This is a genomic window from Tabrizicola sp. T74, assembly GCF_057219935.1.
Map to the genome: position 1 here is coordinate 143,789 of NZ_JBXVVT010000002.1, position 25,459 is coordinate 169,247.

The window sequence follows — 25,459 nt, forward strand, 5'->3', positions numbered from 1 at the left end:
TGCGAAAGGGTCTGCCATGTCAGACCATGACTTCAACTTCGAACCCCGGCCGGGTCTCCCGGCCCCCCTGCCCGCAGGCGAGGACCTGCTCTGGCAAGGCTCCCCCGATCCATCCGCCCTCGCCCGCGAGGCCTTCAAGGCGAACTGGATCCTGGGCTACCTTCTGGCCATCGCCGTCTGGCGCGCCTCGGTCGCCTTCCCCGAGGGCGGCTTCGGCCTGTCCGTCGCGGTCTTCGTGCCCTACCTCGTACTGGCTCTTGCCGGCTATGGCATCATCCGCCTCATGGCCCGCGCCGTGGCAAAGGCCGCGATCTACTCGATCACCTCGAACCGCGTGATCCTGCGGATCGGCGCCGCGCTCCAGGTCACCTGGACGATCCCCTACACCAAGGTCGCCAGCGCCTCTCTCTCGACCCGGCCCATCACCGGCACCGGCACCATCGCGCTAGAGCTGGTGGACGGCCAGCACATCTCCTACCTCGCGCTCTGGCCGCATCTGCGCCCCGGCTTCGCCCGCAAGGTCCAGCCCGCCTTCCGCTGCATCCCCGATGCCGCGCAAGTCGCCCGGATCCTGTCGGACGCCGCCCAGACCCGGGTGAACGAACCCGTCGTCAGTTTCACGGCCGAGACGGCCGTCGCGGCGGAGTAAGGCCAATGTCCTACATGAAAGCCCTCGCCGACCGCCCCTCGACCGAACGCGAGATGATCCCGCGGACGCTGCTCTGGGCGATGTTCGGCCTTGCCGTCTCGGCACTGGCGATCACCGCCTTCGCGGTCCTCACCGACCGCCCGCCCGTGGGCCAGCCCGCCCCCGGCAAGGTCGTGGCCGAACGCGCGATCATCCTCGAAGGCCGCTCGGCCCAGGCCGTCACCATCTATGACGCCGAAGGCCAGCTCCTCGCCGACATGGACCACGGCGGCTTCATCACCGTGATCCAGAACGCCATCCAGCGCGCCCGCACCGTGGCGCGCGTCCAGGGCAACCCGCCCATCCACATCGTCCAGTACGACAACGGCCGCCTCGTGGCCGAAGACCCTGCCTCGGGGGCGTCGATCGAACTCTACGCCTTCGGGAACGACAACAAAGCTGCCGTAGAGCGGCTTCTCGACCAACCATAAGGGAACAAAATCATGGGTATCTTCAAGAAAGCGAAGGAAACCGTGCCCTGCACGGTCGAAGTCAGCCACCGGTTCGAAAGCCTCCACGCCCACGTCCGCTTTGACAACGGCGCCGTGGTGAACCCGGGGGACGAAGTCCTCGTCCACGGCGCGCCGATCATGGCCGCCTACGGCGAGGTCATCGTCGAACGCCGCACCGCCACCATCACCCGCGCCACGCCATTGGAACGCTGGTGGACCCGCGCCACCGGCGATCTCGGGTTCATGGAACTGTGCGAATTCTCGTTCTCAGAGGAGCTGATGGCATGAAGGACTCCCTCAACGACACCACCCACGGGGAACTGCATTCCGAACTGGCCGACCGTTTCGACACGACCGCGATGGCCACGGAGACTACACTCCTCAACCCGCGCTTCTACACCACCGACTTCGACGAGATGGACAAGATCGACGTGACCCCGGTCCGCAAGGAATGGGACGCGCTTCTCGCCCAGATGAAGTCCGACCCGAACAAGGGCCATTTCAAGAAGACCGCCGACTGGGACGCGGTCGACTGGGATGGCATGGACCCCGCGCTCCGCGCGGAATTCATCGACTTCCTCGTCAGCTCCTGCACCGCCGAATTCTCCGGCTGTGTCCTCTACAAGGAAATGAAGCGCCGCGGCTCCAACGCCGACATCTGCGAGCTGTTCAGCTACATGTCCCGCGATGAGGCGCGCCACGCCGGCTTCATCAACGACGCCCTGCGTGAGGCTGGCGTTGCCGTGAACCTCGGCTTCCTGACCAAGGCCAAGAAGTACACCTACTTCCGACCGAAGTTCATCTACTACGCCACCTACCTGTCGGAGAAGATCGGCTACGCCCGCTACATCACCATCTTCCGGCACCTGGAAGCACACCCCGAACACCGCTTCCACCCGATCTTCAAGTGGTTCCGCGAATGGTGCAACGACGAGTTCTCCCACGGCGAGGCCTTCGCCCTGCTGATGCGGACCGACCCGAAACTGACCCAAAGCTTCGCCAACAAGCTCTGGATTCGCTTCTTCCTCGTCGCCGTCTATTCGACGATGTGGGTCCGCGACCACGCGCGGAAGGACTTCCACAACGCGCTTGGCGTCGACATCGACTGGTACGACCAGGAGGTGTTCCGCAAGACCTCGACCATCGCCAAGCAAGTCTTCCCGATGGAGATCGACATCGACCACCCGGCCTGGATTCCGAACCTGAACCGGATGAACGCCGCGATGATCGACATGGAGCGTGGCAAGAAGAAGGGCGGGCTTTCGGGCCGCCTGCAACATGCCACCGCTTCGGCCCGCGCCATGCTCGCCTTCGCGCGGCTTTACCTGATCCCGGTCAAGCGCAGCACCCCGCCCGCCTCCGTGCGGCTGGAGCCGTCGTATTGACCGTTAGACCCCATACCTCCGCCTCGGCGGAAGGTGCGATGCCGGATGGGCGCGTCCGGGCATCGCGTGCGGCACCCCTGTCTCGGGGGTGCCGCACATGACCAATCCCTGGATCATCGCCCTGTCTGCCATCTTCCTCTGGTGGGCCTCGACGGGGCTGATCCTCTGGCGCGTCCGGAAGGCCGATCACGGCGGACCGGACGCCCATCTCTGGTCCGTCCTCCTCGGGCTGCCGCTCCTCGTCGGTGGCATCGCGGGGGCGCATACCTCCGTCGACCACCTGACCGTGGGCTCCGTCTACCTCAGCTTCCTCTCCGCCCTCGCCTTCTGGGGCTGGATCGAGCTGGCCTTCCTGTCCGGAATCGTCACCGGGCCACACCGCAAACCCTGCCCGCCCGATGCCCGCCTGCCCGAACGGATCTGGCGCGCCGTGGGCTCGATCCTCTGGCACGAATTCGCGCTGATCGCGGGCCTTCTGGCGCTGACCCACCTCACCCTGAACGCCCCGAACCCGTTCTCGGCGCTGACCTTCGCCACGCTCTTCTTTGCCCGCGTCTCGGCCAAGCTGAACCTCTTCCTCGGCGCGCCGCGCATCAATACCGAGTTTCTCCCGCGCCCGCTCGCCCATATCGCCAGCCACTTCCGTCAGGCCCGCGCGACCGCCCTTCTTCCGGTCTCCATCGCGGCCCTGGCGCTCGCGACCGGCTGGTGGGCCGCCCAAGCCTCGCATGCCGCCAATGACGCCAGTTTCATCGGCTATCTTCTGCTGGCCGTTCTCACCGCCCTTGCCCTGATCGAACACCTCTTCATGGTGGTCCCTGTTCCAGACCACAAACTCTGGCGCTGGATGCTTCCCGAAGCCCCCACCGTCCCAACGAAACACGACACCTGACAGGAAGCAGACATGGACTTCGCCACTTATTTCCAGGACCGCCTCACCGCCCTCAAGTCCGAGGGCAACTACCGTGTCTTCGCGGACCTTGAGAAACGCTGCGGCAGCTTCCCGAAGGCCGAGCGCCACCGCCCGGACGGGACCAAGGAAGAGGTCACCATCTGGTGCTCGAACGACTACCTCGGCATGGGCCAGCACCCCGACGTTGTAGCCGCGATGGTCGAGGCCGTGCAAACCTGCGGCACCGGCGCGGGCGGCACCCGCAACATCTCGGGCACCAACCACCACCACGTGATGCTGGAACGCGAACTTGCCGATCTCCACGGGAAAGAGGGGGCGTTACTGTTCACGTCCGGCTACGTCTCGAACTGGGCCGCCCTTTCCACCCTCGGCGCGCAGATCCCGAACGCGGTGATCCTGTCCGACGAAAAGAACCACGCGAGCATGATCGAAGGCGTCCGCCACTCCCGCGCCGACAAGGTCATCTGGAAGCACAACGACTGGCGCGACCTTGACCGCAAGCTCCACGCCGTCGGTGACCGCCCGAAGATCGTTGCCTTTGAATCCGTCTACTCGATGGACGGCGACATCGCCCCGATCCGCGAAATCGTCGAAGTCTGCGAGGCCCACGGTGCCCTCAGCTACATCGACGAGGTCCACGCCGTCGGCATGTACGGGCCCCGCGGCGGCGGTGTGTCGGAAGAACGCGGGTTAGCCCACCGCATCGACGTGATCGAGGGTACGCTCGGCAAAGCCTTCGGCGTCGTCGGCGGCTACATCACCGCCCGCGCCGAACTCATCGACTTCGTCCGCAGCTTTGCCTCGGGCTTCATCTTCACCACTGCGCTGCCCCCGGCCTGTGCCGCAGCTGCCGCCACCTCCATCCGCCACCTCAAGGCCTCCGGCGCCGAACGCGCCCGGCAGAAGGCCAACGTCGCCCATGTCCGCGCCCAGCTCGACGCCCACGGCATCCCGCACATGATGAACGAAAGCCACATCATCCCGGTGATGATCGGCGACCCGGTCAAGTGCCGGATGATTTCCGACATGCTGATGGCCGACTGGGGCATCTACGTCCAGCCGATCAACTACCCCACCGTCCCGAAAGGCACCGAACGGCTCCGCATCACCCCCGGCCCGCTCCATTCCGCCGAGGATATCGCCCATCTCATCACCGCGCTCTCCTCGCTCTGGAGCCGCTGCGCCATCGCCCACGCCGTTGCCTAAGGGAAATCTCGCCGACGTGTTCGGCGCGCCCTTGCCTTTTCACTTGGGCGGACCATTTGTCATGGCCGCCAACATCGGGAGGACACCCATGAAGCTGAAACTCACCGCCGCCGTTCTTGCCCTTCTCGCCGGCCCCGCGCTGGCGCAGGACGCACCCACGGGCGACGCCGCCGCCGGCGAAAAGGTCTTCGCCAAGTGCCAGACCTGCCACGTCATCGCCAATGAGGCGGGCGAGGTCCTGGCCGGCAAGAACTCCAAGACCGGCCCGAACCTCTACGGCCTCCCGGGCCGCGCCGCCGGCACCTACCCGGAGTTCAAGTACGGCGAATCCATCGTCGCGCTCGGCGCCTCGGGCTTTGCCTGGAACGAGGCCGACTTCGTGGCCTACGTGGCCGACCCGGCCAAGTTCCTGAAGGAAAAGTCCGGCGACAAGGCCGCCAAGTCGAAGATGAGCTTCAAGCTCCCGAAGGAAGAAGACGCCAAGAACGTCTGGGCCTTCATCGCCTCGCTCTCGCCGGCCCCGGCCGCCTCGAACTAAGGCGCACACCCAGGTTTCAAGCGGCCCGCCCCACCCCGGGGCGGGCCGTCTCACATCGGGCCCCGCCTTACCAGTGCCCCGCCTTACCAGTGCCCCGCCTTACCAGTGCCCCGCCTTACCAGTGCCCCGCCTTACCAGTGCCCCGCCTTACCAGTGCCCGGTGTTGCCCATGCTCACCCAGGGCTCTGCCGGGGCCTTCGCCCCACCCTTCTGCAACAGCTCCACGCTCACATTGTCGGGCGACCGCACGAAGGCCATCCGCCCGTCCCGCGGCGGCCGGTTGATCACCACCCCGTTCGCCTGCAGGTGAGCACACGTGGCATAGATGTCGTCCACCTCATAGGCCAGGTGCCCGAAGTGCCGGCTGTCACTCGGCAGCCCCTCGTCGCCATCCCAGTTGTACGTCAGTTCCACCGGGCACTCCGGCTGACCCGGGGGCGCCATGAACACCAGCGTGAACCGCCCGCCCTCGTTGTCATAGCGCCGGGTCTCCTCCAGCCCCAGCAGCCGGTAGAACGCCAGCGAGGCCTCCAGGTCCTTCACCCGCACCATCGTGTGCAGATACTTGATCATCGCCATCTCCATCCATCTTGCGGTATCACCCGCCTGCACCCCAAGCTATAGTAACCCCCGACTCGTAACAACCATGAGGGCCGCCATGCTCACCCCCGACCAACTTGCTGAGATCGAGGCCGCCCGCGCCACCCCCCGCATGACCCTCCGCGCCGTGTCGGAAGGGATGGAGGCGCATCTCTACCGCGCCCACCCCGTCCTTGACCACGGCTTCATCCGCGTCATCGACTACATGGGCGACGACAGCGCCATCGTCCAGGCCGCCCGCGTCAGTTACGGCGCCGGCACCAAGCACGTCCAGAACGACGAAGGCCTGATCCGCTACCTCATGCGCCACTGGCACTCCACCCCGTTCGAGATGTGCGAGATCAAGCTCCACGTCAAACTCCCCGTCTTCGTCGCCCGCCAGTGGATCCGCCACCGCACCGCCAACGTCAACGAATACTCCGCCCGCTACTCGATCCTCGACCGTGAGTTCTACATCCCCGCCCCCGAACACCTCGCCGCCCAGTCCACCGTCAACAACCAGGGCCGGGGCGAGGTCCTGCAGGGCGAGGAAGCCGCCCGCGTCCTCGACCTGCTGAAATCCGACGCCAACCGCGCCTATGACCATTACGAGGCGATGCTCTCCCAGGACGGCCAGCAGGGCCTGGCGCGTGAGCTCGCCCGCATGAACCTCCCCGCCAACATCTACACCCAGTGGTACTGGAAGGTCGACCTGCACAACCTCTTCCACTTCCTCCGCCTCCGCGCCGACCCCCACGCCCAATACGAAATCCGCGTCTACGCCGAGGCCATCGCGGCCACCGTGCGCGACTGGGTCCCCCTGGCCTACGCGGCCTTCGAGGACTACCGGATGGGCGGAGTGACGCTGTCGGCGAAGGCCATTGCGGTGTTGAAGCGTCGCCTCGCCGGGGAGACGGTGACGCAAGAGGCCTCCGGCATGAGCAAAGGTGAGTGGAGGGAGTTTGTGGAGGTTTGGGGGTGAGTGAAGATCAGCCAAACTCAAAAAGCGATCTCCGGCTCGAGACCCGACAACTTGTTGGCTTGCTCCAGGAAAAGGTAATACGGCCCTTTAACATTCCTCCAATTGAAACCTTACCGCCCACCGAAACGTTCCTATCAGAGATATACTCGAACTTCTACAAAAGCATAGAGTCATGCATGTCTCTTTCGACTGTGATATACGATATATGCTCTCAGTTTGAGCAGGAGTCACACTTTCGTAGGCATCATGCGGCAGAGCGGATTCTCCAGATGGCTGCTGGAGTAAGAGCGGGCAACGGAGATAAGGATTTGACAGAAGAGCAGGAGAAAGCCGCTCTTCAGAAGGCAATAATACGGACGCGAGAGTACGTGAGTGACGGAGATCAATGGATTTCTGCCGTGGCGGGCCGCATATTCCATCTGGTCGAAAAACTAGCATTTGCAGAGCAAGCAGATAATCTCACGCGACAATCATTGGTACTCGTATGGACATCCTTTGAAAGCTTCTCTAGAGAAATTCTTCGATCTGTTTTAAACGCAAAACCTGAACTCTATCGAAGATTGCTTGTCGATTCCGATTTCAGGAGAGAAATCCAGCAAATCGATATTGAGACGCTAGAAGAAAGAGATTTTAACGTATCTGGTTCGCTTGGTGACATACTTGTATCGCGCCGCGACATGAGTAGCTCTCGTTCAATTGAGAAAGCATTTTCGTCTCTTTACCCAAACTCGGGGCAACTCGCTTTAGCGCTGAAGTCCAAAAATTTGTACAAATTGAGCAGAGTTCGAAATGTTATCGTCCACAATCGTGGCATAGCAGATGCTGAATTCTGTCGCCGAACCGACTATAATGGGCGTGTTGGGACACTACTTCGGTTTGATACCGCTGAGTTTGAAAAATTTATACTTTGCGTGCTCGAAGCTGCGCGAAGCATCGTATTGGAAGCTTCCGGCGACTTTCCCAGGAATGCCTAGCGGGCAGTCATCGAAAATGTAGGTCGGGGTTCACCCCGACTCTTTGTCCGGCGCGTTGGCGGGGTGAACCCCGCCCTACCACACCGCCCCGCCCGCATCGCCTACCCGCCCGCGCAAGCTTGCGCGGGCGTTCGACCCTGAAAACGGTCCACTGGACCGTTTTCACCCCGCAAATGCGGGGTCGGGTCTCACCCACGACGAAAACGGCCACTCCCGCGGATGCCCGACCAACCCGTGCGCCTCTCTCCCCCTGTCATCCCCGCGCAGGCGGGGATCCATCTTCTGCGGCGCCCCCTTGGATCCCCGCCTCCGCGGGGATGACACCAAACCCACCGCCCGCCCGGCCCTCGCAACCCCACCCGGCCCCTCGCACCTGAAATCAGTCCACTGGACTGCTTTCGCCCCACGCGCCGGGGCGCGCGGTGCCGGTGCTCACCCTTGCCAAAACCCACATTATAATATACATTCCACCGCACATCACAGGACACACCCCCATGACCCGCCTCCTCACCCCCCACATCGCCACGATGACCGAACTGCGTGAGCCGCACAAAGTCCTCGAACGCTCGGGCGGCAAGCCGGTGGCGATCCTCAAGAACTCCGCCGTGGTGGCCTACCTCGTCCCGGAAGAGGCGGTGGACACAGGCGACCACCGCACCGCCACCCTCGATGAGGTGATGGAGGCCGTGAACCGTCGTCGCGCGATCAACCAGCCGGTTCTTGACTACCTCAAGGACAAATGAACCTGCGGCTCCTCTCGCCAGAATTGGTCGAGGCGATCCACGATGCGATCCTGAACCCCGGCGAACTTCCTGGTCGGGCGCGGGACAAGTCGCTGGACTCCGCGCTCGCCCGCGTCGACAACCGCCTTGCCTACGGCATGGTCGCGGATGCCTTCGATCTGGCCGCCGCCTATGCGATGGCTATTGCCCGGGGTCACTGCTTCAACGACGGCAACAAGCGCACCGCCCACCAATCAATGGATACCTGCCTGACGTTGAACGGGATCGAGATCACCTGGGATGCGCAGGAAATCGGCCAGATCATCATCCGCTGCGCGCAAGGTCTGATGGCGGATGGCGACCTCGCCGACTGGCTGCGGGACAAGGCGAAGCTCGGCTAAGGGGCGATTAACCACCCCCTTAACAAACCCCTAACGCCCACGCCCAAGACCTTGGACCCAAACGCGAATCCGAAAATGTCCACCGTGGACAGAGGATGCCCTTGCGGCCCCTACCGCCCCGTCTGCGCCCAGATCAGCCGCACCTGGTCGGCCGTCAGGTAGCCGGTGATCCGCTCCCCCTCGTCCGCCTGCCAGGCCCCGATCGCCCGCCGCGTCGCCGCCCCGAAGGTCCCGTCACTCCGCCCCGTCTCGTACCCCAGCCGGATCAGCCGCGCCTGCAGGTCAGCCCGCTCCTCGACCGACAACTCCAGAAGCTGCTCCTCCAGCGCCGCCTCATTGGTCGGCGGAGGCGGCGCCACCTTCCCGGCCTGGTCGGCGATCAGCTTGACCTGAGAGGCCGTCACATACCCCGTCTGGGTCTTCTTGTTGGCCTTCTGCCAGGCCTTGATCGCACCCCTGGTCTTCGCCCCCCACAACCCGTCCGCCACCCCGGCATCATAGCCGAGCGTGATGAGCTGCTTCTGGATCGTCCCCCGCTGGGTGCGGGTCAGCTTCAACGACGCCTCGATCTCCGCCGGCGCCAGCGTCCCCGGATCAACCTCGTCTGGCGGCACCACCACCGCCCCGCGCGTCAGAGCCCGCAACTGCGCCTCGGTCACGTAGCCCGTCACCTTCTCGCCCCGGTCGCGCTGCCAGGTCGCGATGGCCGACCGGGTGTTCCGCCCCCAGACCCCATCCGTGCCCCCCGTCGGATAGCCCAGCCGCGTCAGCTCCCGCTGCACCGCGACCCGCTGCGTCCGGGTGATCCCCAGCTTCGCCTCCGCCGCCGCCACCGCATCCGCCGTCCCGTCGGCGGGGGCGCCCAACCGGGCCAGGGCGCGTTCGGCGTTCCCCCGGTAGATGCCCTTGGGGTACTTCTTCAGATAGTTCTGATAGGCCGCCACCGTGTTCGCATTCTGCGCGGCGATATAGGCCTGCTTGTCCAGCTCCTGCTGCAGCAGGCTGTCGGCGATACCGCCGATGATGTCTTCAATGTCCTGCGCCGGGGCAGGGGTCGTCAGGGCCAGACTGGTGGCAAGCATCAGGGGCAGGGTCAGGGTCCGCATCGATCTTCCTCATCTTCCAGCGCGGTCTCGCGCCGCATTTCCCTTGGATAACGCGCAGATTCGCGAATGGTTGCAAGCGGGCACTGGTCCGGCCTGCCCTCCGTATTACCTTTTCCGCCGAAGGAGCCGCCGATGACCCTCACCCTCTACGTCGCGACTGCCGCCGTCTTCCTGATCCTCGACGCGATCATGCTGACGCTGGTGATGAAGCCCCTCTTCACCCGCCACATCGGCCCGCACCTGGCCGAGCCGATCCGCATCGCCCCCGCCGCGCTCTTCTACCTGGCTTACGTGGGCGGCCTCGTCTACCTCGTCTCGCTCCCGGCCCTGAAGACCGGCGCGCCGATCATCTTGCCTGCCCTCATCATCGGGTTGATGGCCTATGGCACCTACGAGTTCACCTCCTGGGCGGTGATGAAGGACTGGCACTGGACGATGGTGGTGACCGACACCACCTGGGGCGGAGTCCTGACTGCCTTTTCCGCCTGGGCCGGGGTCACCATCACCCGGATAATCCACGGCTGATCCCCTTGCGGCCCCCGGGGGATATGTTACCAATCGGTGAAGGCCCACGGCCAAGTGCTTGAAAACAAACGGGCCATGAATCCGTCCACCGTGGACAAGGAGCGAGAATGATCCTCTACGGCATCCCCACCTGCGACACCTGCAAGAAGGCGCTGAAGGCCCTGCAGGCCGCTGGAAAAGACGTCACCTTCCGCGACATCCGGGCCACCCCGCTGACGCAAGGAGAGGTCGACCGTATCGTGCAAGAGTTCGGGTCCAGGGCGGTGAACCAGCAGTCCACCACCTACCGCAGCTTCAACGATTTCCTGAAAGCCTCCGACCCCGAGGCGCAGATCATGGCACAGCCGACCGTCATGAAACGGCCGGTCATCCAGGATGGGGATCGCTGGTTCCTTGGCTGGGACAGCGCGACCGAAGCCGCGCTGACCGGTTAAAGCAGACGCAGATCGCCGGCCGACTGCTTGCCGTCGCGGCCCGACTGCAGCTCGTAGCCGATCTTCTGGTTGTCGCTCAGGCCCTTCAGCCCCGCACGCTCCACCGCCGAGATGTGGACGAACACGTCCTTGCCGCCGTCATCCGGCGCGATGAAGCCATAGCCCTTGGTCGAATTGAACCACTTCACGGTGCCTGTCGGCATTCCGCTTCTCCTCTCAGAACCCCCCGCGGCGCCATTACCGCGGGCCGTGGCACCAGGTCTTCCAGGGCTTCGTTCCGAGAGCCGTGCAGGAAATCTGTCGTCACTGTGGCGATGATGCCTAGGATTCGCCGAAAATCAAGCAGCAAGGCGAGTCCGCTCAACCCCAAGCAGGCGATCCGCCGACAAAGGCCCGGGTCCCTTCAGCACAAGCACAAAAAGCAGCAGAATCCACAGCCCCCGCTGGTCCAGGATCAGCGCGTCCGAGGCGCGGTCGAACCAGGCCCCCGCCGCCGCGCCATGACCCCAGATGTCGGTCAGGCTTTGTACCACGACGAAGCCAAGCATCCCCAGCGCCGCGACCCGGGTCATGAGGCCCAGAAGGATCAGCGCGGGGAGGACGAACTCGGCATAGCCCCCCGCCATTACCACCAGCCAGTGCCAAAGCCCCAACTGGCTGGCGTCATAGCCCGCCGCCTCGAAGGCCTTGGGGAAGATCTGCGCATAGGCGCCCATCGACGGGGTGAAAGGGCCGTCGAACTTGGTCTGCGCCGAGGCCCAGAAATAGCCTGCCAGCACACCACCGAAGACCAGGCGGGCAAGTGTGGGCAACAGCCAGTCGGCGCGGCGGTTCAGCGCCGAAGCGGCACGGGTGTAAAGGGTCATTCCGAAACTCCGATGATGGCACGGCCCGCGATCAGCAGGCCCAGAAGGGCAGCGAGGTCCATATCGGACCCGGCAGAATCCACGCTGTCGCCCAGGGTCCGGCCCTGCAGCAACCCCTCGACGAAGGCTGCGCCACCCAAGGGCAGCGAATGCGGCTGGGGGTCGAACTCGGGGCGCAGGACCAGCGCGTCCTCGGCCACTGCCACGGGCTTCGGCCCGCCCGCATGGTTCGCCGCCCAGATCGACACCACCGGCCAGCGCGACTGGACCAACCGCAGGGAAGGCGCCAGCCGCAGGCGCAGCCCGGCGATATCCGCCCCGACCAGCCGCTGGAACTCGGGTTCGGGAAGCGCCCGACTGTCCGCCGCGTGATAGCTTTCGCGCATCGCCTGATCCAGCCGCGCCATGTCGGGCAGATAGCCCAGGTGCGCAACTGGCGGGAAGCCTTCCAGAAAGCCCGGGAACTCGGCCCCGTACAGCATCAGCATGCGCGACCGGGGCGGATGCGCCCGCAGGAACACCCCGGCCATCGCCACAAAGAACTCCTCCCCCACCAGCTTGCGCACCGTCGGGAACGCCGCCTCCAATGCCCGGGTCAGCGAGGATGCGACATTGTTGCGATAGACGGAAAACCGCTTCGGTGCCGGCTCCCCCCAAGGATCGACCAGACCCGCGGGGATCGCTGCCTCGGGGTCAAGGAGGGCCGCTGCAAAGGCCGACTGGCTCATCGCACGGCCTCAAGCACCCGGGCCGCACGCCCCGCCTCGGCCGCAAGGACCGGCCAGTCCGGCACGTCATTGTCCCATTCGATCAGCGTCGGGAGTGCGCCCGCCCGCCCGATGACCCGCGCGTACAATGCCCAGACCGGGTCGACCACCTCGGCCCCGTGGCTGTCGATCAGCAGCCTGCGCCCCTGATCATCGCGGTCTTCGTCATGGCCGCCCAGATGCACCTCGCCCACCAGATGCAGCGGGAAGGCGTCCAGATAGGCCACCGGGTCATAATTCTGATTGGTGCCCGAGACATAGACGTTGTTCACGTCCAGAAGCAGCCCACAGCCCGTGCGCCGCGCGATCTCGGTCAGGAAGTCCACCTCGCCCATCGCCGTCTCGGCAAAAGCCACGTAGGTCGAGGGGTTTTCCAGCAGCATCCGCCGCCCAAGCACCTCTTGCACCTCGTCGATATGGTCGGCCACACGGGTCAGAGTGGCAGCCGTATAGGGAACAGGCAGAAGGTCGTTCAGGTAAGCCCCGTCATGGGTCGACCAGGCCAGGTGTTCGGAAAAGCTTGCGGGGTTCAGCCAGCTGCAGAGGTGCTTCAGCTGGGCCAGATGGTCACGGTCCAAGGGCCCCTCGCCGCCGATGGACAGGCCGACGCCATGCACCGAAATGGGGAAACGTTCGGCAAGGTGGCGAAGCTGCGCCAGCGGACGTCCGCCCTCGCCCATGTAATTCTCGGCATGCACTTCCAGCCAGCCGACCGGGCCGGGATCGGCCATGATCGCGGCGAAATGCTGCGGTTTGTAACCTACGCCCGGCTGTGCGGGCAGCCCTTTCAGGGTCTGGTCAAGCATCGTGTCCCCCCAAGGTAAAGTGCGCCCCCCGGTCAGTGACGGGCCGGGGGGCGTTGGGCGTCAGGCCTTCGGCAGGTCACGCTCCAGCGCGGTCAGCGAGCCCTTGCGCGCCATCCCGTCCATTCCGGCGGGGAGTTCCATCGTTTCGCAGGTGCCGGCCGGGACCAGCTTCCACGAGTTGCCCTGGTAGTCGACCTTCGAGGTCCCGGCGCAGGTGGTGCCTTCGCCCGCGGCGCAGTCGTTCTGGCCGGCAAGTGCCACGCCAAAGCACTTTTCGTTTTCCTGGGCCTGGGCCATGCCGGCGATCCCCGAAAGCGCCGTGACAAGGGCACCGGCGATGACGAGCGATTTGGACTGATAGGACATGTGAAGCTCCCTCTGATTGGGTTGGTCTGGGTTACTGTTCCTGCACCGGGCGATTGCCTGATTGCGATGCACAGGACAGTTCGGGCGAGGGCGGCCAAGGTTACAGGACGGTCGCCGCGCCAACGGTTTCGTGAACACCTGTCGCACAGCACCAAACGAAAATGCCGCGGCGAACCGCGGCATTTACGCGTCTTTCCAATGGCTTGTCGTCAGCTTCCCGAAGGCGGCAGCGCCTCGAACCCGAAAGTGGCGACCGCCTGATCCAGCGAAATTGTTTCAGTCCGGTTCTCGCCCAGCCGCCGGACCGAGACGGTTTTCGCCTCGACCTCCTGCATGCCGATGGCCAGGATCACCGGGACCTTGCCAACCGAATGCTCGCGGACCTTGTAGTTGATCTTCTCGTTCCGCACGTCCGCCTCGGCCCGGACCCCAGACTTGCGCAGGGCCGCCACGACCTCATGCACATAAGCATCGGCGTCCGAGACGATGGAGGCGACGACAACCTGTCGCGGGGCCAGCCAGAACGGCAGCTTCCCGGCATAGTTCTCCAGCAGGATGCCGATGAAGCGCTCGAAAGACCCCAGCACGGCGCGGTGGAGCATGTAGGGCATGTGCTTCGCCCCATCCTCGCCCACATATTCCGCACCCAGCCGGTGCGGCAACTGCGCGTCGACCTGGAAGGTCCCGCACTGCCACTGCCGCCCGATGGCGTCGGTCAGCTTGAAGTCCAGCTTCGGCCCATAGAATGCCCCATCGCCGGGGTTGATTTCGTAGGGCAGTCCAAGGCCTTCGATCGCGCCCTGCAGCGCGCCTTCGACCTTGTCCCACTGTTCATCCGTGCCGATCCGCACTTCGGGGCGCGTCGACAGCTTGATCTCGAAACTGTCGAAGCCGAGGTCCTTGTAGACGCTGGACAACAGCCGGATGAACCCCGCGCATTCCTGTTCGATCTGGTCTTCCGTGCAGAAGATATGCGCGTCGTCCTGGGTAAACCCGCGCACCCGCATCAGCCCGTGCATGGAGCCCGACGATTCATACCGGTGGCACGACCCGAACTCCGCCAGCCGCAGCGGCAGGTCGCGGTAGGACTTCAGGCCCTGATTGAACACCTGCACATGGCAGGGGCAGTTCATCGGCTTCAGCGCGTTGATGCGCTTTTCCTTGGCACCCTCTTCGTCGACCTCCACGATGAACATGTTCTCGCGGTAGGCTTCCCAGTGGCCCGACTTCTCCCAGAGCACCCGGTCCACGACCTGTGGCGTCTTGATCTCGCGGTAGCCCGCCTGCCGCAACCGGCCGCGCATGTAATCCTCAAGCTGGCGATAGATCGTCCAGCCGTTCGGATGCCAGAAGACCATGCCGGGCGCTTCTTCCTGCAGGTGGAAAAGCTCCATCTCGCGGCCAAGCTTGCGGTGGTCGCGCTTGGCGGCCTCCTCCAGCATCGTCAGATGCGCCTTCAGGTCGTCGCGGTTCTTGAACGCCACGCCATAGATGCGCTGGAGCATCGGGCGGCTGGCATCGCCCAGCCAGTAGGCCCCCGCGACGTGAGTCAGCTTGAAGGCATCCGCCGGCACCTGCCCCGTATGCTGGAGGTGCGGCCCCCGGCAGAGGTCCTGCCAGTTCCCGTGCCAGTACATCCGCAGGTCCTCGCCCTCGGGAATGCGGTCGATCAGCTCCAGCTTGAATGGCTCGCCGCGGCCCCGGTAGTACTCCACCGCCCGCGCCCGCTCCCAAACCTCGGTCCGCACCGGGTCCCGCGCGTTGATGATCTGCTTCATCTTCGCTTCAATGGCACCCAGGTCTTCCGGGGTGAACGGCTCCTCCCGGTCGAAATCGTAGAACCAGCCCTGATCCCTGACCGGCCCGATCGTGACCTTCACCTCCGGCCAGATCTCCTGCACTGCCCGCGCCATGATGTGCGCCAGGTCATGCCGGATCAGCTCCAGCGCCGGGGCGTCGTCCTTCATCGTGTTGAGCGAAATCGTGGCATCCGAGTGGATGGGCCAAGCCAAGTCCCAATGCTTGCCGTCGACCATCGCCGAAATTGACGCCTTCGCCAGCGACGGAGCAATGCTTGCCGCCACCTCCGCAGGTGTCACGCCCGCGTCATAGACACGCTTGTTGCCGTCGGGAAATGTCAGGGAAATCTGGGCCATCGGCCGTCTCCTCGTCAGTTTGGCGCCTACGAAACGCCCGGTTGCGGGTTATGTCGGGCCGCTTGATGCCCCCGCGAAGCGCCCAAGTCAAGCCATGCGCGGTTCTTCGCCCGTGGGTTGCGACCACCCTGCCGCAACCTCCTTCCGCTTGCTATCTTCCTGCCATGACAACCTTTCTCACCACCCCGCAAGGCCGCCACATCGCCTACCACCAGACCCCCGGCAAAGGGCCCGGCGTGGTCTTTCTGGGCGGCTTCCGGTCCGACATGACTGGCTCCAAGGCGCAGGCCCTGCAATCCTGGGCCGAAGCGACGGGCCGTGCCTTCCTGCGCTTTGACTATTCCGGCCACGGCCAGTCGCACGGGGCTTTCGTCGACGGCGCCATCACCGACTGGCGCGAGGATGCGGCGGCGGTGATCGAAGTGCTGACCGAAGGCCCGCAGATCCTCGTCGGCTCGTCCATGGGCGGCTGGATCTCGCTGCTCCTCGCCCGCGACATGCCGGACCGCGTTGCAGGCCTGATCGGCATTGCCGCCGCCCCGGATTTCACCGAACGGATGTGGGAGGCCGAGTTCACCCTCGCCGAACGCACCACGCTGCTGGAAGAGGGCGTTTTCCTCCGCCCTTCCGACTACTCGGACGACCCGTACCCCATCACCCTGCGCCTGATCGAGGATGGTCGCCAGAACCTTGTCATGAACGGCCCGCTGCACCTGCCCGTCCCGGTCCGCCTGTTGCAAGGCAGCGCCGATACCGACGTGCCGCCGACCGTGGCAATCTCGCTCTTCCACCAGATCAGCAGCCCCGACCTGCGGCTGACCCTGGTCAAGGACGCCGACCACCGGTTTTCCACGCCGCCCTGCCTGGCGATGATCACCGAAGCCATCGAGGACGTGATCCGCGCGCGTGAGGCGCTGCCCGTGGAGGACAGCCTAGGCTTGAAGGTTTCGAACATCCGCTGATGCGGCCTTTCCGCCGATCGAACGAGAACCGTTGAAATCTTGTCTTGATTCCATAGGCTTGTCGGATACGCTTCGACAAAGACCAACCTCGCTGCTTGCAGAAATCCTGCGCGGAAGGCCCGTGTTGTGAGTGTGCTTGTCCTTCGGAATCCGACACCTCCCGAACCCTTGGTCATGATCCCCGGGTTCATGGCCGACGCGCGCAGCTTCATGCCGCAGCTTGCCCGGCTGGGCGCAGACCGGCCGGTCATCCTCCTCTCGCCCGGCCATGGCGACACGCTGGAGAAGATCGTTGCCGAACACGCCCCGCACCTGCCACCCAGCTTTGCCCTGATTGCGCATGGGCTTGGCGGCAACATCGCCATCGAGATCCTGCGCAAGCGCCCCGAGGCAGTGACCCGCATCGCGCTCATCTCCACCGACCCGTTGCCCGACACGCCGCAGGTCGCCGTCGAACGCGAGGCGATGCTGATCGCGGCGAAGACCGGGCACCTGCAGGCCTGCATGGCGCAGATGCTGCCCATGACCGCGCTGCACGATGCCCCCTGGCGCGACGAAGTGATGGCGCTCGTCATGGACATGGCCGAAAACCTCGGGATCATCCAGTTCCAGCGCCACCTGCGTGTGTTGCAGCGCCGCCCCGACCAGCAGAAGACGCTGCGCAAGGTCCATGTACCGACGATGATCATCGCGGGCGAAAGCGACACGCTGGTCCCCCGCCGCCGCGCGGAGTTCCTGGCCGCGATGATGCCGCAGGGCTGCCTGGAGATCATCGCCGAGGCCGGTCACCTGCCGCAGCTGGAGCAGCCCGAGGCGGTGACGAAACTGCTGCAGACCTTCCTTGCGGGCCGCCTGCCGACGCTGATGCTGAAGTAAGCCCGCACCGACAAGTTTTCTGCGAAAACTTGTCTATCCACCGATTTTTCGCCGAAAAATCGTCCCCCGGCGCTACTGCGCCGAGGCCAGCGCGATCTTCGCCTTGGGCTTGCCCGCCGCCTTGTCGATGAAGTTCAACACCAGCGGACGGATGTTCAGCCGCCAGCTTTTCCCGGCGAAGATGCCATAGTGCCCGGCGCCCGGCTCAAGGTGGTGACCCTTCTTGTCGTCCGACAGACCCGTCAGCAGCTTCAGCGCCGCGACACACTGGCCAGGGGCCGAAATGTCGTCATTCGCACCTTCGACGGTCATCACCGCAACGCGCGTGATCGCGCCCATGTCGACCTTGCGGCCCGCGACAACGAATTCGTTCCGCGCAATCTCGCGGTTCTTGAAGATGCGTTCCACCGTCGACAGGTAGAACTCGGCCGTCATGTCCATCACCGCCAGGTATTCGTCGTAGAACCGGTTGTGCGCGTCATGGTCCGACGCCTCCCCACGCGAGACGCGGAAGATCTGCTCGGCAAAGGCCTTGCTGTGCCGTTCGGCGTTCATCGTCATGAAGCTTTGCAGCTGCAGAAGGCCCGGGTAGACCAGCCGCCCCGCGCCCTTGTACTTGAAGCCCACGCGCTGGATCGCCAGGTGCTCCAGCTGCCCCATCGTGATCCGACGCCCGAAATCCGTGACCTCGGTCGCCGCCGCATCGGGGTCCACCGGCCCGCCTATCAGGATCAGCGAGGTCGGCTGCGCCTCGGGGTGCTCGGCGGCCAGATAGGCCGTCGCCGCAAGCGTCAGCGGCACCGGCTGGCAGACCGCGATCACGTGGGTGTCGGGTCCAAGCTCCTTCATGAACTCGGCCAGGTAGAGCGTGTAGTCCTCAATGTCGAACTTGCCCGCGGAAACTGGAATGTCGCGTGCATTGTGCCAGTCCGTCACATAGACGTCGGCATCGGGCAGTAACGAAGCCACCGTAGACCGGAGAAGCGTCGCATAATGCCCCGACATCGGCGCCACCAGCAGCACCTTGCGCGCCATCGGCGACCGGCGGCGCACGAAGAACTGCACCAGGTTGCCGAAGGGCTTTTCCACCACCGGCTTCACGTCGACCAGGTGATCCTGCCCGTCCGGGCCCACGATCGACCGGATGCCCCAGTCGGGCTTGGCGATCATCCGGCTGAAGCTGCGTTCCGTCACATCGCCCCAGGCGGCCATCAAGGGCAGCACCGGGTTCATCGACATCGCAAAGGCCGGGTAGCTGGCAAATGCCCTGGCCGAGGCACCCATCCACTCATAGGTGTTGCGGGCGCTTTCCATCAGGTCGTAGGTGAACATATACTTCATCACGTCTCCTTGCCCCCGGCGGGCGGATGTCGCATGGCGGGGCGCAAGGCGCACCGTTATGCTGCATAGCGGCGACGATAGGGGGGAATGGTTAGCATGACAACAGAAGACAACACCCCCGAGACCAAAGAACGCCTCGACAGGTTGAACGCTAACCTCGCGAAGGTTGAGGAATTGTCAAAGCGTCTGACCGCAGCGTTAACCCATCGCCGCCAGGTCGATCCCGCGCTGCACGGCCCGGCGCCCGATGTCTACATGAAGGCCGCCGCCGCCTATTTCGCCGAGATGGTCTCGAACCCCGCGAAGGTGGTCGAGCATCAGGTGAACTACTGGGGCAAGACGCTGAAGCATTATGTCGAGGCACAGCAGACCCTTGCGAAGGGTGAATTCAAGGCACCTCCCGACCCGAATCCGAAGGATCGCCGCTTCCAGAACCCCTTGTGGGAAACGCATCCCTTCTTCAACTACCTTAAGCAGCAGTACCAGCTGAACGCCGAGGCGATCAGCAACGCCGTGGGTGACATGGAGACGCTCGACCCCGCCGACCGCAAGCGGGTGGAGTATTTCACGAAACAGATTGTCGACATGTTCTCCCCCACCAACTTCCTCGGCACCAACCCCGAGGCGCTGAAAAAGGCGGTCGAGACAGATGGTGAGTCGCTCGTCCAGGGCCTCGAAAACCTCGTCCGCGACATCGAAACAAACCAGGGCGATCTGCTGGTCACCCTCGCCGACCGCGAGGCCTTCCACGTCGGCCAGAACATCGCCACCACCAAGGGAGAGGTCGTCTACCGCAACCGGATGCTGGAACTCATCCAGTACGCACCGACGACGGAAAAGGTCCACAAGACCCCGCTCCTGATCTTCCCGCCCTGGATCAACAAGTTCTACGTGATGGACCTCAAGCCCGCGAATTCGCTGATCAAGTGGATCGTGGACCAGGGCTTCACGCTCTTCGTCGTCTCCTGGGTCAACCCCGACGCCACTTACGCCGGGACCGCGATGGACGACTACATCCGCGACGGCTACCTCCGCGCGATGGCCGAGGTCCGCCGCATCACCGGCGAGAAACAGATCAATGCCGTCGGCTACTGCATCGCCGGCACGACCCTCGGCCTCACCCTCGCCCACCTGCAGAAGGCCGGGGACGAGACGGTGAAGACCGCCACCTTCTTCACCACCCTCACCGATTTCTCCGATCCGGGTGAGGTCGGCGTCTTCCTCAACGACGATTTCGTCGACGGCATCGAACGCCAGACCGAACGCGACGGGATTCTGTCCAAGATGTTCATGTCGCGCACGTTCAGCTTCCTCCGCTCGAACGACCTGATCTACACCCCCGCAATCAAGTCCTACATGCTGGGCGAAGCACCCCCCGCCTTCGACCTCCTCTACTGGAACGGCGACGGCACCAACCTGCCCGCGAAGATGGCCGTCGAATACCTCCGCGGCCTCTGCCAGAACGACGGTTTCGCCAAGGGCGAGTTCCAGGTCTTCGGCAAGCCCGTCAGCCTGGCCGACGTCAAGCTTCCCGTCTGCGCCATCGCCTGTGAGACCGACCACATCGCCCACTGGCGCGGGTCCTTCAACGGCATCAAACAGATGGGATCGAAGGACAAGACCTTCCTCCTGTCCGAATCCGGCCACATCGCCGGAATCATCAACCCGCCCTCCAAAGACAAGTACGGCCACTATACCAACGATGCCCCCGTCGCCGGGGACCCCGAGGCCTGGCTCAAGTCCGCGACCTTCCACAAAGGCAGCTGGTGGCCGCGCTGGGGCGCGTGGCTGGCCGCTCAGTCCGGCCCGATGATCCCCGCGCGAAAACCCGCCGATTCGCTGGCCCCCGCCCCCGGCACCTACGTCGTGGCCCAGCCGCAGCTCTGACATTTCAGCCGCTTTCCGCGGGGTTACCCGGCTCGCCTTCCGGTTTTGCTGCACTGCAGAAAAGGACTTGAATTGCTGCACCGCAGCACGTATATGTCAGTCATCAAGGAACCGGGCCGATCCTCCCCTCCCCCCTCGCAGGCCCCATGGAGAATGACATGACCAAGACCCCGGACTTCACCAAAGTCGTGCAGGACATGATGGCCTCGTTCCCGGTCGACGCTTCGGCCTACCAGAACGCGTTCAAGACCCAGGCCGCCTTCGCCGAGAAGTTCTCGAAAGTGGCTCTGGAAGCCGCTGAAAAGTCGACCGAGATCACCTCGAAGTGGGCCAAGGACTCGATCGCCAAGCTGGCCGACGTGTCGAAAGCCAAGGCTGAACCGGCTGAATACACCAAGTCGGTGACCGACTTCGCTTCGGCCGCTGCCGAAATGGCTGCCGAGAACCTGGCCGCCTTCGCCGAAGTCGCCAAGAAAGTGCAGATGGAAACCGTCGAGCTGATGCTGGCTGCTGGCAAGGATATGTCGGAAGACGCGACTGCCGCCGTCAAGAAAGCCACCGCGGAAGTGACTTCGGTCGCCAAGAAAGCCGCTGCGGCTGCGAAGTAATTCGTAACGAGTTTCGCCCCTTAAGGGGCGCGAGAAGGCCCGGAGCATCCCTCCGGGCCTTGTTCTTTTCCGGCCCCCGCTTTCATCCTGAGGTGACAGGAGGTGGCCCATGACCCTGACAATCTGGACCTACGACTGGGTGCCCCCAGGCCCACGCGGCCATGTCCGTGACATCCGCCTGCGCTGGGCCTGCGAAGAGGCGGGCCTGCCCTACCGCATCGCCACCGTCCGCTTCCAGGACCGCACCAGCCCGGACCACCTGTCGCGCCAACCCTTCGCCCAGGTCCCCGCGCTGCAGGATGGCGAGATCACGCTTTTCGAAAGCGGCGCCTGTCTCCTCCACCTGGCCGAGACATCCGAAACCCTGATGCCCCGCGACCCCATCGCCCGGGCTGACACGCTGCAATGGCTGATCTCCGGCCTCAACTCCATCGAGATGGTCTCGGTCCCCTGGTGGTTCATCGGCCTGTCCAGCCTGCCGGAAAACCCGCTCGAGGGCTGGCTCGCCTCGCGTCTTTCGCGGCTTGAGGCCGTCCTGGCGACCCGCGACCACCTGGCAGCCGGTCGCTTCACCGTGGCCGATCTCCTGATGGCCGACATCCTGCGCGTGCAGAAACTGCGCGCCGCACTTGGCCCCTATCCGGCGCTGCAGGCCTATACCGACCGCATCCTGACCCGCCCCGCCTTCCGGAAAGCCCACCAGGACCAGCTGGATCACTTCGCCGCCGCCGATGCTGCGCGCGCAGGGTAGCGCAGCGAAAGCTTTACTTTTCGCTGCAGCCTCCCCTAGACTTCTCTGCAGGCGCAAAAGACGCCCCGGGGGGAACCATGGCCGATACCGACAAGCCGCTTCTGATCAAGCGCTACGCCAGCCGCCGTCTCTACAACACCGAGACCTCGGATTACGTCACGCTGGAAGACATCGCGGGCTTCATCCGCCAGGGGCGCGAGGTGCAGATCGTCGATCTCAAGACCGGCGACGACCTGACCCGACAGTACCTGCTGCAGATCGTCGCCGAACATGAGTCCAAGGGCGAAAGCGTCCTGCCGGTCGACGTCCTCACCGACCTTGTCCGCAGCTACGCGACCGGCATGCAGGCGGTGATGCCGCAGTTCCTCGCCTCCTCCTTCGAGATGCTGCGCAACAGCCAGGCCAAGATGGTGGAGAACCTCACAGCCTTCCCGAACCCGATGTCCGCCGTCCCGGGGTTCGAGGCGATGCGCAAGCAGCAAGAGGCGTTCCTCAAGACGATGATGGGCGGCATGCCCGGCTGGGGCGGTTCCGGACCTGCCAAGGAAGAGGAAGCCCCCGCCAGCCCGGACGACATCGCCGAGATCAAGAAGCAGCTGGCCGAGCTGCAGAAAAAGCTCTCCAAGCTCTGACCCATGGCAGAACCCGAAGGCCGCGTCACGCTCTGGGGGATCGAGGTCTTCATCGCCGCAGCCGAGGAAGGCTCGATTTCGGCTGCCTCGCGCCGCCTTGGCGTGTCGCCCTCGGCGGTCAGCCAGCAGCTGACCGCGCTCGAATCCGCACTTGGCGCCACGCTTCTGGACCGCGCCAGCCGTCCGGTCCAGGTGACGCCAGCCGGCGCGATGTTCCGCCGCCACGCGCAGGTGATCCTGAATGCCGCATCCGAGGCGCGCGCCGAACTCGCGATGGCCGACCTGTCGGGCATGACCACGCTGCGCCTCGGCGTGATCGAGGATTTCGACAGCGACGTCACCCCTCGGCTCCTGTCCACCCTCGCCCGTGACCTGAAGGGCTGCCGCTTCCTTCTGGAGACCGGGGCCAGCCACCGGCTGATGGACCAGCTTGAGGCGCGCGCGCTGGACATCGTCATCGCCGCCGACAGCTCCTCCGACCCCGCGCCCGAGGACTGGCGCGAACTGCATCCGATCCTCTCCGAACCCTTCGTCGCCGTCGCGCCTCCCGGCAGCCGGATCGAGGAATTACCGCTGATCCTGTACACCGCCCGCCACCTGATGGGCCGCCAGATCGCCGCCCACCTGTCGCGCCACGGCTTGAAACCGGCGCATCGGTTCGAACTGGACAGCTACGCCGCGATCCTCGCGATGGTCGCGGGGGGCGAGGGCTGGACCATCCTCACCCCTCTCGCGCTGCACCAGGCCCGCGCCTTCCGCGCCCAGGTCGAGGTCCGTCCCCTGCCCCTGCCCGCGCTCAGCCGCACCCTGTCTCTTTCCGCCCGCGCCGGGATCCTGCAGGGCGTGCCGACCCAGATCGCCCAGCGCCTGAAACCCCTGATCGCCGAGGTCGTCATCACCCCTGCCCTGGCCGCCGCCCCCTGGCTCGCCCCGGCGCTGCGCGTCCTCTGATCGGCCCACGCCGACCGTACCCGACGCTCCTCACGCTAACCGGCCAACACACTCAGGCCAGCCCAGCATTTGCCCATGGCCCAAATACTCCCGCCGGAGGCAGCCGACGCCTCAGCCAGGCGCACCGCAGACCCACTGGCTCCTTCACCCTTGCTCTTGCTCTTTTCCGAAATACTCCCGCCGGAGGCAGCCGACGCCGCAACTAGGCCCAGCGTCCTTCCGCCTGGCACCGCCGCTGCAACCCGCGTCCCCTCTCCCCCGGGGGAGAGGGTCAGGGTGAGGGGGCCCCGGCCAAAAGGTTGACGATTCCCTAACGAAAATCTCCAACACATTGTTTTCATTCAGTCATTGGATCTTGTCCACCGTGGACAGATCAGCCGCGCACCTCGGCCGCCGCATCGGTGATCGCCGCGGCGATGTAGTCCAACTCCGCCTCGGTCAGCCGCGTCGGAAGCCGCACGTCGCAGGCCCGCATCAGCATCGCCCGCGTCTGCGGCAGGTCCGGCACCTCGCCCAGGAACTGCCAGTTCCAGAACGCCCGCGCGTTGCCCTCGCTCAAGCCGAAGACCTGCACCGACACGCCCCGCGCCTTTGCCGCCGTCTGGAACGCCACCGCCTCGCCATCCGACCAGCCACCCACCAGGTTGAACTGGATCGAATCCGGCGCGCGTTCCTCGGGCCCCAGCGCCTCGGGCACCGCCAGATGCGCCGACCGGTTCAGCTGATCCGCCACCCGGTCATGCCCGGCACGGCCCTTCGCCACCCGCTCGGCCACCAGCGGCAACTGCGGCCGGATCACTGCCGCCGACAGGTTCTGCATCCGCAGGTTATAAAGCGGCAGCTTGTTCTGCCAGTGCGCGCAGGAATTCGTCAGGCCCGGATGCTTCTTCCAGTTGGTCTCGTAGGCCCCCGACATGATGATCGCCCGCGCCGCGATCTCGGGATCGTCGGTGATCATGATCCCGCCCTCGCCCGCGTTCACCAGCTTGTAGGACTGAAAGCTGAAGCAGCCGACCTTGCCGATGGTCCCGATATTCCGCCCGGCCCAGAGCGTGCCCAGCGAATGCGCCGCATCCTCGATTACCGGCACGCCAGCGGCATCGCAAAGCTGCATGATCGCGTCCATGTCCGAGGTATGCCCCCGCATGTGGCTGATCATCACCGCATCGGCCTCCGGCAGCTTCTTCGCGAAGTCCGCCATGTCGACCCGGTAGTTCTCGCCCACCTCGACCAGCACCGGCACGCAGTCGGCATGCACAACCGAGGACGGCACCGCGGCAAAGGTGAAGGCCGGGATCAGCACCTTGGCGCCCCGGGGTAAATCCAGCGCCTTCAGGGACAGGAACAGCGCCGCCGAACAGGACGACACCGCCAGCGCATAGCGCGCACCCAGCAGCTCGGCGAATTCGGTCTCCAGCAGGGCCACCGGCGCATCCGACGGCGCCGTGTAGCGGAACAGATCGCCCGAGCTTAACAGCCGGTCAATCTCGGCCCGCGCGGCCTCGGGGATCGGCTCTGCGTCATAGACGTTCGGAGCCAGGGTCTGACCGTCGGGGGCCATCATGCACCTTTTCTTAATCTCGAC

The 25,459-nt window shown here is 64.9% G+C and carries 30 protein-coding genes; 20 read left to right on the top strand and 10 right to left on the bottom strand.

Translation table 11 applies throughout. The features are described 5' to 3' along the window. The first annotated feature begins 16 nt into the window (after positions 1-16). The 7 genes from puhB to AC2EAL_RS07410 all read left to right on the top strand — a co-directional run bounded on the left by puhB (position 17) and on the right by AC2EAL_RS07410 (position 5,182). The gene (puhB, locus tag AC2EAL_RS07380) at positions 17-649 is read left to right on the top strand and encodes a photosynthetic complex putative assembly protein PuhB (protein ID WP_484723550.1); all 633 of its coding nucleotides are present in this window, start codon (positions 17-19) and stop codon (positions 647-649) included. Positions 650-654: 5 nt separating this feature from the next. Next, positions 655-1,119 (top strand): photosynthetic complex assembly protein PuhC, encoded by a 465-nt coding sequence (gene puhC / locus AC2EAL_RS07385; RefSeq protein ID WP_484723551.1) that lies wholly within the window; start codon positions 655-657, stop codon positions 1,117-1,119. Positions 1,120-1,131: 12 nt separating this feature from the next. After that, positions 1,132-1,428, top strand: a complete 297-nt coding sequence (locus AC2EAL_RS07390) for a hypothetical protein (protein WP_484723552.1) — start codon at positions 1,132-1,134, stop codon at positions 1,426-1,428. Then, positions 1,425-2,525 carry a magnesium-protoporphyrin IX monomethyl ester (oxidative) cyclase gene (gene acsF, locus AC2EAL_RS07395; RefSeq protein ID WP_484723553.1) on the top strand — a complete coding sequence of 367 codons (1,101 nt, stop codon included), beginning with the start codon at positions 1,425-1,427 and terminating at the stop codon, positions 2,523-2,525. Before AC2EAL_RS07390 ends, acsF begins: the two co-directional genes overlap by 4 nt. A 97-nt stretch (positions 2,526-2,622) precedes the next feature. Beyond that, the gene (gene puhE, locus AC2EAL_RS07400; RefSeq protein ID WP_484723554.1) at positions 2,623-3,417 is read left to right on the top strand and encodes a putative photosynthetic complex assembly protein PuhE; all 795 of its coding nucleotides are present in this window, start codon (positions 2,623-2,625) and stop codon (positions 3,415-3,417) included. A gap of 12 nt (positions 3,418-3,429) precedes the next feature. Further along, on the top strand, positions 3,430-4,644 hold the full coding sequence (gene hemA / locus AC2EAL_RS07405) for a 5-aminolevulinate synthase (RefSeq protein ID WP_484723555.1): 1,215 nt from the start codon (positions 3,430-3,432) through the stop codon (positions 4,642-4,644). Between the two features lie 88 nt (positions 4,645-4,732). Further along, entirely contained in the window at positions 4,733-5,182 is a 450-nt protein-coding gene (locus tag AC2EAL_RS07410) for a c-type cytochrome (RefSeq protein WP_484723556.1), read from the top strand. 147 nt (positions 5,183-5,329) lie between these two features. Here the strand turns inward: AC2EAL_RS07410 and AC2EAL_RS07415 are convergent, their stop codons facing one another. Continuing rightward, complete coding sequence (locus tag AC2EAL_RS07415) at positions 5,330-5,755, bottom strand: VOC family protein (protein ID WP_484723557.1); 426 nt, start codon at positions 5,753-5,755, stop codon at positions 5,330-5,332. An 85-nt stretch (positions 5,756-5,840) separates the two neighbouring features. On the opposite strand from AC2EAL_RS07415, the gene thyX reads away from it, so the two are divergent. The 4 genes from thyX (at position 5,841) to AC2EAL_RS07435 (ending at position 8,840) form a co-directional block, all read left to right on the top strand. Next, positions 5,841-6,743: an FAD-dependent thymidylate synthase gene (gene thyX, locus AC2EAL_RS07420; RefSeq protein WP_484723558.1), complete on the top strand. Its 903-nt coding sequence runs from the start codon at positions 5,841-5,843 to the stop codon at positions 6,741-6,743. 269 nt (positions 6,744-7,012) lie between these two features. After that, entirely contained in the window at positions 7,013-7,717 is a 705-nt protein-coding gene (locus AC2EAL_RS07425; RefSeq protein WP_484723559.1) for a hypothetical protein, read from the top strand. A gap of 494 nt (positions 7,718-8,211) precedes the next feature. Then, entirely contained in the window at positions 8,212-8,460 is a 249-nt protein-coding gene (locus tag AC2EAL_RS07430) for a hypothetical protein (protein ID WP_484723560.1), read from the top strand. Continuing rightward, a complete protein-coding gene (locus AC2EAL_RS07435) occupies positions 8,457-8,840 on the top strand; it encodes a type II toxin-antitoxin system death-on-curing family toxin (protein ID WP_484723561.1) in 384 nt (127 codons plus the stop codon). Before AC2EAL_RS07430 ends, AC2EAL_RS07435 begins: the two co-directional genes overlap by 4 nt. A 110-nt stretch (positions 8,841-8,950) precedes the next feature. On the opposite strand, the gene AC2EAL_RS07440 is transcribed toward AC2EAL_RS07435, so the two are convergent. Beyond that, positions 8,951-9,946 carry a peptidoglycan-binding domain-containing protein gene (locus AC2EAL_RS07440; protein ID WP_484723562.1) on the bottom strand — a complete coding sequence of 332 codons (996 nt, stop codon included), beginning with the start codon at positions 9,944-9,946 and terminating at the stop codon, positions 8,951-8,953. Positions 9,947-10,078: 132 nt separating this feature from the next. On the opposite strand from AC2EAL_RS07440, the gene AC2EAL_RS07445 reads away from it, so the two are divergent. Then, positions 10,079-10,471 (top strand): DUF2177 family protein, encoded by a 393-nt coding sequence (locus AC2EAL_RS07445; protein ID WP_484723563.1) that lies wholly within the window; start codon positions 10,079-10,081, stop codon positions 10,469-10,471. A 107-nt stretch (positions 10,472-10,578) separates the two neighbouring features. Next, positions 10,579-10,905 carry an arsenate reductase family protein gene (locus tag AC2EAL_RS07450; RefSeq protein WP_484723564.1) on the top strand — a complete coding sequence of 109 codons (327 nt, stop codon included), beginning with the start codon at positions 10,579-10,581 and terminating at the stop codon, positions 10,903-10,905. On the opposite strand, the gene AC2EAL_RS07455 is transcribed toward AC2EAL_RS07450, so the two are convergent. The 6 genes from AC2EAL_RS07455 to thrS form a co-directional block, all read right to left on the bottom strand. Then, a complete protein-coding gene (locus AC2EAL_RS07455; RefSeq protein ID WP_128514143.1) occupies positions 10,902-11,108 on the bottom strand; it encodes a cold-shock protein in 207 nt (68 codons plus the stop codon). The genes AC2EAL_RS07450 and AC2EAL_RS07455 overlap by 4 nt on opposite strands. A gap of 135 nt (positions 11,109-11,243) precedes the next feature. Continuing rightward, positions 11,244-11,771, bottom strand: a complete 528-nt coding sequence (locus AC2EAL_RS07460) for a DoxX family protein (RefSeq protein ID WP_484723565.1) — start codon at positions 11,769-11,771, stop codon at positions 11,244-11,246. Next, entirely contained in the window at positions 11,768-12,499 is a 732-nt protein-coding gene (locus AC2EAL_RS07465; protein ID WP_484723566.1) for an HvfC/BufC N-terminal domain-containing protein, read from the bottom strand. The genes AC2EAL_RS07460 and AC2EAL_RS07465 overlap by 4 nt, the downstream gene beginning before the upstream one ends. Beyond that, entirely contained in the window at positions 12,496-13,344 is an 849-nt protein-coding gene (bufB, locus tag AC2EAL_RS07470) for an MNIO family bufferin maturase (protein WP_484723567.1), read from the bottom strand. Before bufB ends, AC2EAL_RS07465 begins: the two co-directional genes overlap by 4 nt. A gap of 60 nt (positions 13,345-13,404) precedes the next feature. After that, positions 13,405-13,710, bottom strand: coding sequence for a BufA1 family periplasmic bufferin-type metallophore (locus tag AC2EAL_RS07475; protein WP_484723568.1), 306 nt, complete (start codon positions 13,708-13,710; stop codon positions 13,405-13,407). Positions 13,711-13,919: 209 nt separating this feature from the next. Then, positions 13,920-15,866, bottom strand: a complete 1,947-nt coding sequence (gene thrS, locus AC2EAL_RS07480) for a threonine--tRNA ligase (RefSeq protein ID WP_484723569.1) — start codon at positions 15,864-15,866, stop codon at positions 13,920-13,922. Positions 15,867-16,030: 164 nt separating this feature from the next. Between thrS and AC2EAL_RS07485 the strand changes: the two genes are divergently transcribed. Then, positions 16,031-16,828 (top strand): alpha/beta hydrolase, encoded by a 798-nt coding sequence (locus tag AC2EAL_RS07485; RefSeq protein WP_484723570.1) that lies wholly within the window; start codon positions 16,031-16,033, stop codon positions 16,826-16,828. Between the two features lie 174 nt (positions 16,829-17,002). After that, complete coding sequence (locus AC2EAL_RS07490) at positions 17,003-17,704, top strand: alpha/beta fold hydrolase (RefSeq protein WP_484723571.1); 702 nt, start codon at positions 17,003-17,005, stop codon at positions 17,702-17,704. Between the two features lie 72 nt (positions 17,705-17,776). On the opposite strand, the gene phaZ is transcribed toward AC2EAL_RS07490, so the two are convergent. Beyond that, positions 17,777-19,045: a polyhydroxyalkanoate depolymerase gene (gene phaZ, locus AC2EAL_RS07495; RefSeq protein WP_484723572.1), complete on the bottom strand. Its 1,269-nt coding sequence runs from the start codon at positions 19,043-19,045 to the stop codon at positions 17,777-17,779. Between the two features lie 96 nt (positions 19,046-19,141). Here phaZ and phaC point away from each other — a divergent pair, with 96 nt between their 5' ends. The 5 genes from phaC to AC2EAL_RS07520 all read left to right on the top strand — a co-directional run bounded on the left by phaC (position 19,142) and on the right by AC2EAL_RS07520 (position 23,874). Beyond that, on the top strand, positions 19,142-20,932 hold the full coding sequence (gene phaC / locus AC2EAL_RS07500; RefSeq protein ID WP_484723573.1) for a class I poly(R)-hydroxyalkanoic acid synthase: 1,791 nt from the start codon (positions 19,142-19,144) through the stop codon (positions 20,930-20,932). A 158-nt stretch (positions 20,933-21,090) separates the two neighbouring features. Further along, positions 21,091-21,540 carry a Phasin gene (locus AC2EAL_RS07505; RefSeq protein ID WP_484723574.1) on the top strand — a complete coding sequence of 150 codons (450 nt, stop codon included), beginning with the start codon at positions 21,091-21,093 and terminating at the stop codon, positions 21,538-21,540. Positions 21,541-21,649: 109 nt separating this feature from the next. Next, positions 21,650-22,291, top strand: a complete 642-nt coding sequence (locus AC2EAL_RS07510; RefSeq protein ID WP_484723575.1) for a glutathione S-transferase family protein — start codon at positions 21,650-21,652, stop codon at positions 22,289-22,291. Positions 22,292-22,368: 77 nt separating this feature from the next. Beyond that, positions 22,369-22,923: a polyhydroxyalkanoate synthesis repressor PhaR gene (gene phaR, locus AC2EAL_RS07515; RefSeq protein ID WP_484723576.1), complete on the top strand. Its 555-nt coding sequence runs from the start codon at positions 22,369-22,371 to the stop codon at positions 22,921-22,923. A 3-nt stretch (positions 22,924-22,926) separates the two neighbouring features. Next, the gene (locus AC2EAL_RS07520; protein WP_484723577.1) at positions 22,927-23,874 is read left to right on the top strand and encodes a LysR family transcriptional regulator; all 948 of its coding nucleotides are present in this window, start codon (positions 22,927-22,929) and stop codon (positions 23,872-23,874) included. Between the two features lie 373 nt (positions 23,875-24,247). On the opposite strand, the gene AC2EAL_RS07525 is transcribed toward AC2EAL_RS07520, so the two are convergent. Beyond that, positions 24,248-25,435, bottom strand: coding sequence for a DegT/DnrJ/EryC1/StrS family aminotransferase (locus tag AC2EAL_RS07525; RefSeq protein WP_484723952.1), 1,188 nt, complete (start codon positions 25,433-25,435; stop codon positions 24,248-24,250). Positions 25,436-25,459 lie beyond the last annotated feature (24 nt).

Bases quoted from the DNA above. Each gene is read 5' to 3' on its own strand.
- puhB (WP_484723550.1), top strand. From the start codon at position 17: ATGTCAGACCATGACTTCAACTTCGAACCCCGGCCGGGTCTCCCGGCC.
- puhC (WP_484723551.1), top strand. From the start codon at position 655: ATGTCCTACATGAAAGCCCTCGCCGACCGCCCCTCGACCGAACGCGAG.
- AC2EAL_RS07390 (WP_484723552.1), top strand. From the start codon at position 1,132: ATGGGTATCTTCAAGAAAGCGAAGGAAACCGTGCCCTGCACGGTCGAA.
- acsF (WP_484723553.1), top strand. From the start codon at position 1,425: ATGAAGGACTCCCTCAACGACACCACCCACGGGGAACTGCATTCCGAA.
- puhE (WP_484723554.1), top strand. From the start codon at position 2,623: ATGACCAATCCCTGGATCATCGCCCTGTCTGCCATCTTCCTCTGGTGG.
- hemA (WP_484723555.1), top strand. From the start codon at position 3,430: ATGGACTTCGCCACTTATTTCCAGGACCGCCTCACCGCCCTCAAGTCC.
- AC2EAL_RS07410 (WP_484723556.1), top strand. From the start codon at position 4,733: ATGAAGCTGAAACTCACCGCCGCCGTTCTTGCCCTTCTCGCCGGCCCC.
- AC2EAL_RS07415 (WP_484723557.1), bottom strand. From the start codon at position 5,755: ATGATCAAGTATCTGCACACGATGGTGCGGGTGAAGGACCTGGAGGCC.
- thyX (WP_484723558.1), top strand. From the start codon at position 5,841: ATGCTCACCCCCGACCAACTTGCTGAGATCGAGGCCGCCCGCGCCACC.
- AC2EAL_RS07425 (WP_484723559.1), top strand. From the start codon at position 7,013: ATGGCTGCTGGAGTAAGAGCGGGCAACGGAGATAAGGATTTGACAGAA.
- AC2EAL_RS07430 (WP_484723560.1), top strand. From the start codon at position 8,212: ATGACCCGCCTCCTCACCCCCCACATCGCCACGATGACCGAACTGCGT.
- AC2EAL_RS07435 (WP_484723561.1), top strand. From the start codon at position 8,457: ATGAACCTGCGGCTCCTCTCGCCAGAATTGGTCGAGGCGATCCACGAT.
- AC2EAL_RS07440 (WP_484723562.1), bottom strand. From the start codon at position 9,946: ATGCGGACCCTGACCCTGCCCCTGATGCTTGCCACCAGTCTGGCCCTG.
- AC2EAL_RS07445 (WP_484723563.1), top strand. From the start codon at position 10,079: ATGACCCTCACCCTCTACGTCGCGACTGCCGCCGTCTTCCTGATCCTC.
- AC2EAL_RS07450 (WP_484723564.1), top strand. From the start codon at position 10,579: ATGATCCTCTACGGCATCCCCACCTGCGACACCTGCAAGAAGGCGCTG.
- AC2EAL_RS07455 (WP_128514143.1), bottom strand. From the start codon at position 11,108: ATGCCGACAGGCACCGTGAAGTGGTTCAATTCGACCAAGGGCTATGGC.
- AC2EAL_RS07460 (WP_484723565.1), bottom strand. From the start codon at position 11,771: ATGACCCTTTACACCCGTGCCGCTTCGGCGCTGAACCGCCGCGCCGAC.
- AC2EAL_RS07465 (WP_484723566.1), bottom strand. From the start codon at position 12,499: ATGAGCCAGTCGGCCTTTGCAGCGGCCCTCCTTGACCCCGAGGCAGCG.
- bufB (WP_484723567.1), bottom strand. From the start codon at position 13,344: ATGCTTGACCAGACCCTGAAAGGGCTGCCCGCACAGCCGGGCGTAGGT.
- AC2EAL_RS07475 (WP_484723568.1), bottom strand. From the start codon at position 13,710: ATGTCCTATCAGTCCAAATCGCTCGTCATCGCCGGTGCCCTTGTCACG.
- thrS (WP_484723569.1), bottom strand. From the start codon at position 15,866: ATGGCCCAGATTTCCCTGACATTTCCCGACGGCAACAAGCGTGTCTAT.
- AC2EAL_RS07485 (WP_484723570.1), top strand. From the start codon at position 16,031: ATGACAACCTTTCTCACCACCCCGCAAGGCCGCCACATCGCCTACCAC.
- AC2EAL_RS07490 (WP_484723571.1), top strand. From the start codon at position 17,003: ATGATCCCCGGGTTCATGGCCGACGCGCGCAGCTTCATGCCGCAGCTT.
- phaZ (WP_484723572.1), bottom strand. From the start codon at position 19,045: ATGAAGTATATGTTCACCTACGACCTGATGGAAAGCGCCCGCAACACC.
- phaC (WP_484723573.1), top strand. From the start codon at position 19,142: ATGACAACAGAAGACAACACCCCCGAGACCAAAGAACGCCTCGACAGG.
- AC2EAL_RS07505 (WP_484723574.1), top strand. From the start codon at position 21,091: ATGACCAAGACCCCGGACTTCACCAAAGTCGTGCAGGACATGATGGCC.
- AC2EAL_RS07510 (WP_484723575.1), top strand. From the start codon at position 21,650: ATGACCCTGACAATCTGGACCTACGACTGGGTGCCCCCAGGCCCACGC.
- phaR (WP_484723576.1), top strand. From the start codon at position 22,369: ATGGCCGATACCGACAAGCCGCTTCTGATCAAGCGCTACGCCAGCCGC.
- AC2EAL_RS07520 (WP_484723577.1), top strand. From the start codon at position 22,927: ATGGCAGAACCCGAAGGCCGCGTCACGCTCTGGGGGATCGAGGTCTTC.
- AC2EAL_RS07525 (WP_484723952.1), bottom strand. From the start codon at position 25,435: ATGGCCCCCGACGGTCAGACCCTGGCTCCGAACGTCTATGACGCAGAG.